This is a genomic window from Pseudomonas sp. RC10-4-2, from assembly GCF_050433085.1.
Lineage (GTDB): Bacteria > Pseudomonadota > Gammaproteobacteria > Pseudomonadales > Pseudomonadaceae > Pseudomonas > Pseudomonas aeruginosa.
Map to the genome: position 1 here is coordinate 367,846 of NZ_JBNPXX010000003.1, position 12,985 is coordinate 380,830.

Consider the following 12,985-nt stretch of genomic DNA (forward strand, 5'->3'; position numbering starts at 1 on the left):
GGGATATGCCTGTAACCCGCGCGCTCTCTGGCGCCAGGTTTTTCCATGGCGCTCGACGAAGCAATCCGGGTTTCACTTTTGCAACGAACTGATTCAGTATCGAAACAATTCAATCCTGAACAGGTCTCGACATGCGTCCTCCCCTTTCCCAGGTTGTCGTGCTGGTCAGTCACCTTCAACGACCTCGGCAGCGCAGTCGCCTCGCCAGCCTGGTGGCCGGCCTGGCGGCGGGCTACCCGGACGTCCATATCGAGGTGCTTGACACCTCGGTATCCGAAGCCCTGCAAACCGCCCGCGATCTCGAACAGCGCGGCAAGGCCGACGTGTTCGTCTGTGCTGGCGCCACTGCCGCCTACCTGCGTAGACACCTGGCACGTCCGGTTCTGACGATGCGTGTTGGCGGCGGAGACCTGTTGCGTGCGCTGGAGCAAGCTCGCGAACACTCCTCCCATGTCGCCCTGCTCAGCTACAACCGCATCGACCGGGACCTGCAAGCCATGCGAACGCTGTTCACGGTGCAGGTTCACCAGGTCGCCTACACCACCCTGGAAGAGGCTCGCCAGGCTGTCCTGGAGGTAGCCCGGCTGGGTTGCCGCAGCATCATCGGTTCGTCGACGGTGGTGGAGCTGGCGGAACAGGCCGGCCTGCACGGCGTGCTGTCGCTGAGCGAAGACACTGCGCGCAAGGCGCTCGAGGAGGCCATGGGAGTCCTCGACAGCCAGCGCCTGGAGATCGCCAAGCGGCGGCATCTGGACGCGGTGCTGCAACACATTCCAAGCGGTGTGGCAGCGGTCGACAACCAGGGTGTGGTGCAATCGCTCAACCCTGCCCTTGCCCAGTTGCTGGAGTTGCCGGTCAGCTCGGCTCTGGGTCGACCGTTACAGCAGCTATGCCCGGAGCTTGACCTGCAACAGGCGCTAGAGGATGGCGGTGGCGAGGAAAACCGGGTGATCCGGCTGGGCTCGCACGCCGTGGTCAGCAATCTCCTGCCGATCCTGGAGAATGGCGAGCGTACCGGCCTGGTGCTCACCTGCCAGGACATCACCGCCGTGCAGCGCGCGGATCAACGCATCCGCTCCACTCGCCGTCCAGGTGCCTTCACCGCGCGTTACCGGCTCGAACAACTCAACGGCGCGAGCAAGGCCAACCGTGAGATGTTGCAGCTGGCCAAGCGCTTTGCCGCCAGCCATTCGACCATCCTGATCACTGGCGAAAGCGGCACCGGCAAGGAACTGCTCGCCCAAGGGATCCATAACGAGAGCCCTCGCCGGCACGGGCCTTTCGTCGCCATCAACTGCGCGGCGTTTCCCGAGTCGCTACTGGAAAGCGAACTGTTCGGCTACGAGGAAGGCGCCTTCAGCGGTTCGCGCAAAGGCGGCAAGCCCGGCCTGTTCGAGGCGGCTCACCGTGGCACGCTGTTCCTCGACGAGATCGGCGACATGCCTGTGTCGCTGCAGACTCGCCTCCTTCGTGTATTGCAGGAGCGAGAGGTCTTGCGCCTGGGCGGCACCGAGCCGATCTCCATCGACGTGCGCATCATCGCCGCCACCCACAAGGACCTGGGGGCCGCCATGAAGGATCGCGAGTTTCGCACCGACCTGTATTACCGGCTGAATATCCTGCGCTTGCAGACCACTCCCCTGCGCGAGCGGCCCGAGGACATTCCTCTGATTTGCCAGGGAATCAGCCAGCGCCTGCTGGTCCAGGGCCAGCCACCGGGTGCCGCAGGCATAACGACGCTCCTGCTACCCTACCTCGTCCGCCATTCCTGGCCCGGAAACGTCAGGGAACTGGAGAATGTCATCGAACGGGCGATGCTCTCCGCCAGCGAAATCTTCCATGAGCACGGCGTGGATGAGCATTACCTGGCTCGCGTGCTGCCCGAGCTATTCGAAGGCCAGCCTCAGCCCAGGTCCCGGAAAGAGCCATCGCGCACAAAGGATTTGCACGCCATCGGCAAAACCGCGCAGTTGCGCTACATACAGGAGACGCTGGACAGCTGCCAGGGCAGCCTTGACGAGGCTGCGCGTCGGCTCGGGATCAGCCGGACCACGCTGTGGCGGCGGCTTCGCTCGGCACGCTGAGCAAAACGATGCGCCTGGGCGATGCGGAACTCGCCCAGGCATGGACGCGGCCGGTGCCGTGAAACTCAATTGATCAGCGGAACCTGCTTGCCGATCTGCAACGCCTCCAGCGCGTCCAGCTGCGCTTCGATCTGCAGGAAGCGCATGGCCCGCCGAGGTGACATCTTCTCGGCCACTTCCTGCACGTACCGGTGCAGCACGGCCAGCTGTTTCTCCTGCAATCCCCGATAGAGGTCGACCATCCTCGAAGCTTCCGCGTCGGTAATGCTGCCGGAACCATAGGCGCGGGCATATTCGAGCAGGAGCTGGAATGTCTCTTTGTGCAGGCTGTCCGTCTCGCCTCGGTAGCGTGAATAGATCGGCCAGAACGTCTCGGCTTCGGTGCCGTCCAGCGCCATGTTTGCCTCGACCATCCGTTTGCGCTTGTAGTTGATGGTTTCCAGCTGGTTCCTGATCTTTTCCTTGTGCTCGTTCATCACCTGCTCGACCGATGGCAGGGGTTCGTCGGCATGAGCGGCAAGGGAAAGGGTCGCGACCAGGGTGGCCACGAAAAGCAAGCGCCTGGACATCGGCGTTCTCCTTCTGGGTTGATCGAATGGATTCATGCTGCCGCGGTGCGATGCGACATCAACGGGCCCCGCTCCTCAGGGCGATCCTGGGCGCCCACTCCAGCCATTCGTCATTGGCCGAATCGAACAGGGCGAAGGTCTGCCCCGGCTTGGCGGGCTCGCCCATCTGCGCATTGTTCGGGGTGGCGAAGGCAATGCCGCCCTCCATCAGCGCCTCCATCGACTCGGTGCGTAGCGACAGACCCTTGAACAGGCTGGCGTCGACGCCGAAGCCGCTGGCATTCCAGAAACGGCTGCCGGTACGCACCAGCGGTACGTAGCGCGGTTCGATGAGGATGCTGATCAGCACCCGGTCGGCCTGTTCGCCCAAGGCCAGGTCGACGACCTTGCCCACCGGGATCTGCCGGTAGGTCACCAGGTTGCCCGGCTTGATCGAGCCCTTGCGCGGCGCGCTGAGGGTCAGCCGCAGGCCGTTTTCCCGACCCAGCAGGTTGGGCGCTTCGGCGAGAGTCTGGAAGCGTGCCTGGCGCTCGCCCGGCGTGCTCGACGGCAGCGCCTCGATATAGGGGCCGCTGACCAGGGTTCCGAGGTTCTCGGTACGCAGCAGGCCGAGCGCCGGACGCACCACCCAGAAGCGGGTTCCGCTGCGGGCGACGCGCTCGCCGGCGGAAGTCAGGCGGGCCTTCATCAGTACCCCGGAGAGGTCCGGGTTCAGCTCGACGCTTTCGATCTTGCCGATGTCCAGGCCCTTGAAACGGATCGGCGTGCCTTCGCGCAGGCCGTCGGCATTGTCGATGCTCAGCTGGATCTCCACGCCACGGGCCATCGCCGCCTCCTCGCTGTCGAAGAGGGTGAAGCGACGCACCTTGGTCACGGTCGGCGCCTTCGGATCGAGGGTGTCGAAGGAAATCCCGCCGGTGATCAGGGTCTGCAGCGACTCGCTCTTCACCTGCACGCCGCTGAGGTTGCCGGTCAGGGTGATCCCGCTGGAGTTCCAGAAGCGCGTCGAGGTATTCACCAGGTGCGCGTACTCCGGCTCGATGTGCACACCCACCACCACTCGCTGGCGGTCGCGCGATAGCTGGTAGCTCTGCACGCTGCCGACGCGGACCTGGCGGTAGAGGATCGGCGCGCCGATATCGATCGAGCCGAGCTTGTCGCTGGTCAGCACCAGGTGCAGGCCGGGCGCGTCGGTGTTCAGCGGCGGCGCTTTCGGGCGGATGGTGAACTCGCGACTCGGCGCGCCGCTCTTGGCGAAGCGCACGTCGATATAGTTACCTTTCACCAGGGCCTCGAGGCCGGTGATGCCGGCCAGGGAGATGCTTGGCTTGACGGTCCAGAATTCGGTGCCTTCCAGCAGCATGTCCTCGACCCGCGGATCCATCGCCAGGTCGGCAGTGGCGCTGCTGTAGTCCTTGTCCATGTCGATCGACTTGACCAGACCGACCTGCACGCCGTTGAACATCACCGGGGTGCGGCCCGGATCGATGCCGCTGACGTCGTTCATCTTCAGCTTCACGCGCAGACCGGCCTGGGCCGCGTCGTAGTCGTCGTACAGACGGAACGGCTTGCTCGGATCGGTCGGCGGGCTGTCGCCTCGACTATCGGAAGTAGCGAAAGCGATGCCGCCGGCCGCCAGGGTCAGCAACGATTCGCTACGCACCTTGAAGCCGGACAGGCCGCCGGAAATGGAGATGCCGCTGGCGTTCCAGAATCGCGTGTGCTTGCGCACCAGGTCGGCGTAGGCCGGCTCGATGTGCACCTTGATCTCGATGGTCCTCTGGTCATCGCCCAGCTGGAAGCTCTTCACCTGGCCGACCTGGATCTGCCGGTAGAACACCGGGCTGCCCTGCTCCAGGGAGCCCAGGCGATCGGCCTTGAGGGTCAGGTGCAGGCCGGGCAGCCTGTCGGAAAGGGGGGGCGGCTGCTTCAGCGCGGTGAAGTTGCGTTCTTCCTTCTCGCCCTTCACCGGATCGACCGCGATGTAGACGCCGGATACCAGGGTTTCCAGGCCGGTGACGCCAGCCAGGGAAACCCGCGGCTTGACCAGCCAGAAGCGGGTACCCTTGCTCAGGTACTGGCGCGCCTCCTTGTCCATTTCGATGGTGGCCACCACGCCCTTGATATCTTCGCTGACATCCAGCGCGACGACCTTGCCGACCGCGATGCCCTTGTACAGCACCTCGGTCTTCTTCGCCTGGATGCCATCGCTGCTCTCGAAGCGCACCTGGATCAGCACCCCTGCCTGGTCGTAGGCGCGCCAGCCCAGCCAGGCCCCGATAGCCAGGGCCACCAGCGGCAGCACCCAGATCGCCGACCAGTTCGAGGTCTTGTGTTTCTTCGGGCTTGGCAAATCACTCATTCTCGTCGTCCAGATTGGTGTTGTCCCAGATAAGCCGGGGGTCGAACGTCACGGCGGCGAGCATGGTGAGCACCACCACGCTGGCGAAGGCGGCGGCGCCGAGATTGGCCTCGATGCTCGCCAGGTTGCCGAAATTGACCAGCGCCACGAGGATGGCGATGACGAAGATATCGAGCATCGACCAGCGCCCGACCCATTCGATGAAGCGGTACATCATGATTCGCTGGCGGGCCGACATCGGCTGGTGCCGCTGCACCGAATAGAGCAGCAGGGCGATGCCGACCAGCTTGAAGGTGGGGACGACGATACTGGCGACGAACACCACCAGGGCGATGGGAAACATGTCGGCCTGGATCAGGGTCACGACCCCGCCCATGATGGTCGCCGGGGAGCCCTTGCCGAGCATGTTGACGGTCATGATCGGCAACAGGTTGGCGGGAACGTAGAGAATCATCGCCGAGATCAGCAACGCCCAGGTACGGGCAATGCTGTTCGGCCGCCGAGGATGCAGCTTCGCGCCGCAGCGACTGCAACGCGGATGCTCGTTCCCGTCGGCGCGATTCAACTGGTGGCACTCGCCGCAGACCAGAATGCCGGCATCGATCGCACGCATTGTCGTTCTCCAGGATCTCTGCCGGGACGGTGATGGTTTGTCGTCGTCCAGCGCGGCGGCCAACCTGTGCCTTGCCCGGCAGGGAATGGGCACGGGGAAACCACCTGTCGGGGGAAGCTGCCGTCGGAAGACGATTCTGTCCGGGGCGTTACAGCGATGGCATGGGTTCGGCCACTCACGCGCATCAGTTGTCCGCTCGGCTCGATCTGGCCAGGCTGGGCCGGACTCGCTATTCATGCCGCTTGGACGGCGATCGAGCGCTGGGATCGTATGATGCTTATATAGTTCACATGAGTCAATATTGTCTCATGTGTTTTTCTCCATCGCGCTATACGGAGCCAAGCGGCGATCCTGCCAGGGAGGCATCATGGCATTCGCCACGGAAGGAAGGACCCCCGGAGAGATTGTGGCGCGCCTCCTGTCTCATGCCGATGCAAGTGGCGGTATCGGCCGAGAATCCCTCGACACCGAGAAGCGGCTTTTCCGCGTCCAGGCATGGGACGATAGGAGCACTCGGGTAGCCCTGGATCGATACTCGCTTTACAGGCAGGAACACCGGCGGGCCTCTTCCGGGGCTCCTCCAGTGTCCTGCTGCACACCTCTGAGGCTCCGATATCCTCCGAACCTCGTCTTTGCCCGGTTCCTCTTTCAGTCAATCGCCGCCCGCGTCCCAACCCCGTCCACCAACCGCGCAATCCCCAATGGGTTGCCATCCTTCAGCGCTTCCGGCAGCCACGCGTCCGGGTAGTTCTGGTAGCACACCGGGCGCAGGAAACGGTCGATGGCCAGGGTGCCCACCGAGGTGCCGCGGGCGTCCGAAGTGGCCGGGTACGGGCCGCCGTGGACCATCGCGTCGCAGACTTCCACGCCGGTCGGGTAGCCGTTGAGCAGCAGGCGTCCTGCCTTCTGTTCCAGGAGCGGTACCAGGTCGGCGAAGGACGCCAGGTCTTCCGCTTCGGCGATCAGGGTCGCGGTGAGCTGCCCGTGCAGCCCATGCAGCGCGCGTTTCAGTTCGGCGTGGTCGGCGACCTCGACGACCACGCTGGCCGGGCCGAAGACTTCTTCCTGCAGCAACTCGTCGCCCTCCAGCAGCAGGCTGACGTCCGCCTGGAACAGTTGCGGCCGGGCCTGGCGGCCCTCCTGCGGTTGCCCGGCGAGATGGCGGACGCGCGGGTGGGCGTGCAGCGCCGCCAGGCCTTTTTCATAGCTGGCCAGCGTGCCGGCGTTGAGCATGGTCTGCGCCGGCTGGTCGTCCATGCGGGCGGCGAAGCGTTCGAGGAACGCCGAGAATTGCGCAGAGCGGATGCCGATGACCAGCCCGGGATTGGTACAGAACTGGCCGCAGCCGAGCACCACCGAGGCACTCAGTTCGTCGGCCACGGCCTCGCCGCGCTTCTTCAGCGCCGCCGGCAGCAGCACCACCGGGTTGATGCTGCTCATCTCGGCGAACACCGGGATCGGCTGCGCCCGGGCGGCCGCCATGTCGCAGAGGGCGCGGCCGCCCTTCAGCGAACCGGTGAAGCCGACCGCCTGGATCGCGGGGTGGCGTACCAGCCGCTCCCCTACTCCGCCGCCGTAGATCATGTTGAACACGCCCGCCGGCATGCCGGTGCGCTCGGCCGCGCGGAGGATCGCCGCGGCGACCCGTTCGGCGGTGGCCATGTGTCCGCTGTGCGCCTTGAACACCACCGGGCAGCCGGCGGCCAGGGCCGCGGCGGTATCGCCGCCGGCGGTGGAGAACGCCAGGGGGAAGTTGCTCGCGCCGAACACCGCCACCGGGCCGAGGCCGATCCGGCACTGGCGCAGGTCGACGCGTGGCAGCGGCTTGCGTTCGGGCCGGGCGCGGTCGATGCGCGCGCCATGGAAGTCGCCGCGCCGCAGGACTTCGGCGAACAGGCGCAGCTGGCCGCTGGTGCGGCTGCGTTCTCCCTGGATGCGCGTGGCCGGTAGCGCGGTTTCACGGCAGACGATGGCGACGAAATCGTCGTCCAGCGCGTCGAGTTCGGCGGCGATGGTATCGAGGAATTCCGCGCGGCGGCTGGCCGGCAGTTGCCGGTAGTGCGGGTAGGCGCTGGCGGCGGCTTCGGCGGCGGCGTCCACTTCTTCCGGGGTGGCTTGCACGAAGCGGTACGGCAGCGCCTCACCGCTGGCGGCGTCGAGGCTTTGCAGGAAGAGCGTGCCGGCCGCGCTGCGGGCGCCGCCGATGAAGTTGTGTCCGAGGATGGCTGTCATGTCGACCTCATACAGGGGAAGCCCCGCCGGGGATGGCCGGCGGGGTTGGAGCCAAGGCTCTGCAGGAATGAAGGAAACCGTGCCGCGGGTCTCTCGTGGAGCTCCGGCCTATGCACGGCGGTGGGGCTTCAGAGCGCTACCACCCGCCCCGGCGTCAGTGCGGTCTCGACGGCGGCGATGCCATTGCGCAGCGGCGCGCCGAACTCGGCCATGGCGATCTCGAAGACATCCCCCGGAGCAGCCTTGATCCCGTCGGCGAAGGACAGCGTGGCGGTACCGAAGTAATGCACGTGGACGTCGCCCGGACGGAGGAACTGCGCGTACTTGAAATGGTGGTACTCGAGGTTCTCCAGGCTGTGGCACATGTTGTCCTCGCCGGAAAGGAACGCCTGCTGCCAGAGCACTTCGCCGTCGCGCAGGATCCGGCTCTCGCCCTGCAGGTGGCGCGGCAGTTCGCCGACTCGCAGCTCCGGCCCGTAGCAGCAGGCGCGTAGCTTGGAATGCGCCAGGTACAGGTAGTTGCGGCGCTCCATCAGGTGGTCGGAGAACTCGTTGCCCAGGGCGTAGCCGAGCCGGTAAGGCCGGCGGTCATCGCCGATCAGGTAGAGCCCGACCAGCTCCGGTTCCTCGCCGGCGTCCTCGGCGAAGGCCGGTAGCGGGAAGTCCGCGCCGGGGCGCACGACGATGCCGCCGTCGCCCTTGTAGAACCATTCGGGCTGCGCGCCGACCTGGCCCGCCGGTGGCTTGCCGCCCTCCAGGCCCCACCTGAAGATGCGCATGGTGTCGGTCAGCGCGGTCTCGTCGCCCTGGTTCTGCTGGTGCATGCGGTCGCGCGTCGCGGCGCTGCCCAGGTGGGTCAGGCCGGTGCCGCTGACCAGGCAATGGGCCGGGTCGTCATGATCCAGCGGCGGCAGCACCCTTCCCTCCTCCAGCAACCCGGCATAGTCCGGGCCTGGCTCGCTGCCTCGGCGCAGCACCTCGTCTTGCAGGCCGCTGCCCGCGCGAATCGCCGCCAGCCCCAGTTCGCGCGTGCTGCGCACGCCGCGCAGCACCTGTATCCCGGCGCCTTCGACGACGCCGACCCGGCGCTGCCCTGCCCGGTCCTCGAATTGAATCAGCCGCATCTCGGCTCCTCCTGTGGGCTCCGACTATCACTCGATGATGATGAAATCCTTGAGGTGCTCTTCGGATATCTCCAGGCCCAGGCCGGGCTTGTGGTCGTCCAGCTGGATATAGCCGTCGACCGGCTGCGGCTCGCCCTTGAACACGTAGTAGAACAGCTCGTTGCCGACCTCGACGTCGAACACCGGGAAGAACTCGGCCATCGGCGAGGCGGTGCTGGCCATGGTCAGGTGATAGTTGTGCAACTGTCCGGCGTGCGGGATCACCGGCACCGACCAGGCCTCGGCCATGGCGTTGATCTTGCGCGCGGCGGTGATCCCGCCGACGCGGTTGGTGTCGTACTGGATGACGTCCACCGCGCGGCGCTCCAGCAGGTCCTTGAAGCCGTGGCCGGTGAATTCGTGCTCGCCGCCGGAGATCGGCATGATCCCCATCTTCTTCAGCTCGACGTAGCCCTCGATGTCATCGGCGATCACCGGCTCCTCCAGCCAGCGCGGTTCGAACTCGGCGAGCTTCGGCAGCATCCGCCGGGCGTATTCCAGGGTCCAGCCCATGTAGCATTCGAGCATGATGTCGATGTCCGGCCCGGCCAGTTCGCGTAGCGCGCGGACCTGCTCGATGTTCCTGCGCATGCCCGTCGGGCCGTCCTTGGGGCCATAGCCGAAGCGCATCTTCAGCGCGGTGAAGCCCTGGTTCAGGTAGCCCTGGGCCTCTTCGAGGAAGGCGTCGAGGTTGTCGTTGGCGTAGAGCTTCGAGGCGTAGGTCCAGATCTTCTCCTTGGTGCGGCCGCCGAGCAGCTTGAACACCGGCTTGTTCACCGCCTTGCCCATGATGTCCCAGATCGCCAGGTCCACCGCCGAGATGGCTGCCATGCCGATGCCCTTGCGGCCCCAGGCGTGGGTGCGGCGATACATCTTCTGCCAGATGTACTCGTTGTCGAACGGGTCTTCGCCGATGCAGATCGGCGCCAGGTAGAGGTCGACGATTTCCTTCGCCACGCGCGGCGCCAGGGCGCAGTTGCCGATGCCGACGAGGCCGTCGTCGGTCTCGATCTCCACCACCAGCCAGCCGTGGAAGCGGAACGAGCCCATGGCGTCTCCCTTCTCGAACAGGATGTCGCTGGCATTGGTGCAGAAGTGCGCCTGCGGCGGGACGACCTTGCCCTTCCATTCGAAGACGCGGGTACGGACGGATTTGATTTTCATGTCGCAGCTCCTATCGGTGCGTAGTGTGGGTCAGCCGGCCTGCCGCGCTCGCAGCGGGACGGACGACGATCCGGAAGTCTTCAGCCGGGCCAGCAGACAGGCGCCGAGCAGGCCGACGGCGGCCAGGGCGAACATGCCGGCGCGCGGGTCGGCGAACTGGCTTTCCATGAGGGTCTTGAGGTTCGGCGCGACGAAGCCGCCGAGGTTGCCCAGGGAGTTGATCAGGGCGATGCCGCTGGCCGCGGCCGCACCGCTCAGGTAGCCGGTGGGAAGGGTCCAGAACAGCGGCTGCACCGAGACGAAGCCGGACGCGGCGAAGCAGAAGGCGATCACCGCCAGGCCCAGGTTGCCGGCCAGCGCCGAGGCGGCGATACCGGCTGCGGCCATGCCCAGCATGGCCACCGCGAGCTGGCGATGCTGGCCGCAGCGGTCGGCCTGGCGGGTCACCAGGCGCGTTACCACCAGGGCGCAGACCCAGGGAATCGCGGTGATCAGGCCGACGTTCAGGCCGACCTGGCCGTCGAGGAAGCTGGCGATGCGGGTCGGCAGGTAGAACACCACGCCGTATACGCTCATCTGGATGGTGAAGTAGACCAGGCAGAACTTCAGCACCTGGCCGCTGCGCAGGGCGCTGAGGAAGCCGTGCGGGCCGCGTGCCTGTTTGCGGGTGTCTTCTTCGGCCAGCTCGCCTTCCAGCGCCCGCTTCTGCTCGTCGCTCAGCCAGCCGGCATCGCGCGGGCGGTCGACCAGGTAGAAGTAGGCGGCAATGCCGACCAGCGAGGCCAGCAGGCCCTCGGTGACGAACAGCCACTGCCAGTTGGCCAGGCCGAAGATGCCGTGGAACTCCAGCAGCCAGCCGGACAGCGGACCGCCCAGCACCAGCGCCAGCGGCAGGCCGAAATAGAACAGGCCGAGCGCCTGGGCACGGCTGCGCTGCGGGAACCAGTAGGTGAGGTAGAGGATGATGCCGGGGAAGAAGCCCGCCTCGGCGACGCCCAGCAGGAAGCGCAGGACATAGAAAGTCATGGCGTCGTCGGCGAACATCATCGCCGCCGAGACCAGGCCCCAGGTGACCATGATCCTGCACAGCCAGACCCTGGCGCCGAGGCGGTGCAGCATCAGGTTGCTGGGTACCTCGAAGCAGGCATAGCCGATGAAGAAGATGCTCGCGCCGAACGCGAAGGCGGCATCGCCGAGGCCGGTGTCGGCTTGCAGGAAGGCCCGCGCGTAACCGACGTTGGCCCGGTCGATGAAAGCCAGTACATACATCAGGACCAGGAAAGGCAGGAGCCGCAGGCGGCTGGTGGCGATCGCCGAGGACAGCAGCCTGGCGTGGTCGTTCATGGCGCTCATGGAGGGCTTCCTTCTTGTTGTTGTTCGACGCGGAGGCGGCATGGCCGCTTGCGTTGGGCCGACTGTAGCCAGGCCGCTCCCGCGCGGATAATCACTTCTGCGCATTCATCGATAACCCCAGGCAATACCTTTTAACCAAACAGCCAATCGCCGGTTATCGGGCAGCAGCGAGAACGGCCCTGCGCTCAGAGCAGCGGCAGGGAATACGAGAGGATCAGGCGGTTCTCGTCGACATCGGCGGCATGGTTGGACCGCAGCATGGCGTTGCGCCAACGCAGGCCGAGGTTCTTCAGCGGGCCGCTCTGGATCACGTAGGCGACGTCCACGTCGCGTTCCCAGGCGCGGCCGTCGTCCATCGCCTTCGTCCGGGCATGGGCGCCGTTGGCGTAGCGGGCCATGGCGGTCAGCCCGGGAATGCCCAGGGCGACGAAGTCGTAGTCGTAGCGCAGTTGCCAGGAGCGCTCGCCGGCGCTGGTGAAGTTGCGCACCTGGATGTCGTTGACCAACGGCGTGCTGGTGCCGGCGATGTAGAGCATCCCGTCGTCGCCGTACATGCGCTGGTAGCCGGCGCCGAGGCTGTGGCCGCCGCGGGTCGCGCTGAAGAAACCGGTCAGCGCGCGATTCTCCAGATCACCGAGCTTCGCGGCACCTTCGTCGCGCGTGTCGAAGAGCCCGACGCTGGCGCCCAGGCGCCAGCCGCCGAAGCTCTGCTTGTGGCTCAAGCTGTAGTAGTCCTGCCGGTAGATGTCTTGCAGTCGCGCCTGCCACAGCCCGACCTGGCTGCGCTCGGCATTGAAGCGGTACTCCGCGCCCAGGTAGTCGAAACGGTCGGAGAACGCCCCGCCGCGCCCATCCACCGAGAGGTCCTGGTGGTCGCTGGAGTTGCGCTGGCTGAGCGAACGCATCTGCCCGCCGTGCAGGGTCAGGCCGGCGATTTCCCTGGAGGTCAGCATGCCGCCCTGGAAGGTCTGTGGCAGCAGGCGGCCGTCGTTGCGCAGGAGGATTGGCAGTTCCGGCAGCAGTTCGCCGAGCTTCAGCTCGGTATTCGACAGCTTCAGCTTCGGCGCCACGCCCAGTCGCGCGTAGTCGTCCGCTGCGCGTCCGTCGGCGTGGCGTGGCAGCAGCCCGGAGCCAGCACGATCAGGGCTGCTGTCGAGCTTCAGGCCGAGCTGGCCGATCAGCTCGACGCCGAGGCCCAGGGTGCCCTGGGTATAGCCGGACTTCGCCTGTAGGAGAAAGCCTTGGGCCCACTCCTCCTGTTTCGACTGCGCCGCGCCGGGCTGGCGGAAGTCGCGATTGAAATAGAGATTGCGCAGGCCGAGGCTGACGCTGGCGTCTTCGATAAAGCCCTCGGCGCCGGCGAGCGACGGCAGGCCGGCCAGCAGGACCGGAGCGAGCGAGGCGGATTTCAGCAGGTTCGGAGCGGAACGGGTCATTGTTGTTTT

9 protein-coding genes are annotated in these 12,985 nt (G+C 66.1%); 1 reads left to right on the plus strand and 8 read right to left on the minus strand.

Features of this window, described 5'->3' with window-relative positions; translation table 11 throughout:
* Positions 1-131 precede the first annotated feature (131 nt).
* Positions 132-2,084 (plus strand): sigma-54-dependent Fis family transcriptional regulator, encoded by a 1,953-nt coding sequence (locus tag FHW81_RS17170; RefSeq protein ID WP_016851647.1) that lies wholly within the window; start codon positions 132-134, stop codon positions 2,082-2,084.
* A 65-nt stretch (positions 2,085-2,149) separates the two neighbouring features.
* Here FHW81_RS17170 and FHW81_RS17175 read toward each other — a convergent pair whose 3' ends face one another.
* The 8 genes from FHW81_RS17175 to FHW81_RS17210 all read right to left on the minus strand — a co-directional run bounded on the left by FHW81_RS17175 (position 2,150) and on the right by FHW81_RS17210 (position 12,976).
* Positions 2,150-2,653: a hypothetical protein gene (locus FHW81_RS17175; RefSeq protein WP_003089145.1), complete on the minus strand. Its 504-nt coding sequence runs from the start codon at positions 2,651-2,653 to the stop codon at positions 2,150-2,152.
* Between the two features lie 58 nt (positions 2,654-2,711).
* On the minus strand, positions 2,712-5,015 hold the full coding sequence (locus FHW81_RS17180) for a PqiB family protein (RefSeq protein ID WP_023086271.1): 2,304 nt from the start codon (positions 5,013-5,015) through the stop codon (positions 2,712-2,714).
* On the minus strand, positions 5,008-5,628 hold the full coding sequence (locus tag FHW81_RS17185; protein WP_003089139.1) for a paraquat-inducible protein A: 621 nt from the start codon (positions 5,626-5,628) through the stop codon (positions 5,008-5,010). Before FHW81_RS17185 ends, FHW81_RS17180 begins: the two co-directional genes overlap by 8 nt.
* Before the next feature lie 648 nt (positions 5,629-6,276).
* Complete coding sequence (locus FHW81_RS17190) at positions 6,277-7,860, minus strand: aldehyde dehydrogenase (NADP(+)) (protein ID WP_016851648.1); 1,584 nt, start codon at positions 7,858-7,860, stop codon at positions 6,277-6,279.
* A gap of 128 nt (positions 7,861-7,988) precedes the next feature.
* Positions 7,989-8,984, minus strand: a complete 996-nt coding sequence (araD1, locus tag FHW81_RS17195) for an AraD1 family protein (protein WP_003123447.1) — start codon at positions 8,982-8,984, stop codon at positions 7,989-7,991.
* Between the two features lie 27 nt (positions 8,985-9,011).
* The gene (locus FHW81_RS17200) at positions 9,012-10,187 is read right to left on the minus strand and encodes an L-lyxonate dehydratase (RefSeq protein WP_003113703.1); all 1,176 of its coding nucleotides are present in this window, start codon (positions 10,185-10,187) and stop codon (positions 9,012-9,014) included.
* 30 nt (positions 10,188-10,217) lie between these two features.
* A complete protein-coding gene (locus FHW81_RS17205) occupies positions 10,218-11,540 on the minus strand; it encodes an MFS transporter (RefSeq protein ID WP_009876400.1) in 1,323 nt (440 codons plus the stop codon).
* Between the two features lie 185 nt (positions 11,541-11,725).
* Positions 11,726-12,976: an OprD family porin gene (locus FHW81_RS17210; protein ID WP_023084281.1), complete on the minus strand. Its 1,251-nt coding sequence runs from the start codon at positions 12,974-12,976 to the stop codon at positions 11,726-11,728.
* Positions 12,977-12,985: the final 9 nt, after the last annotated feature.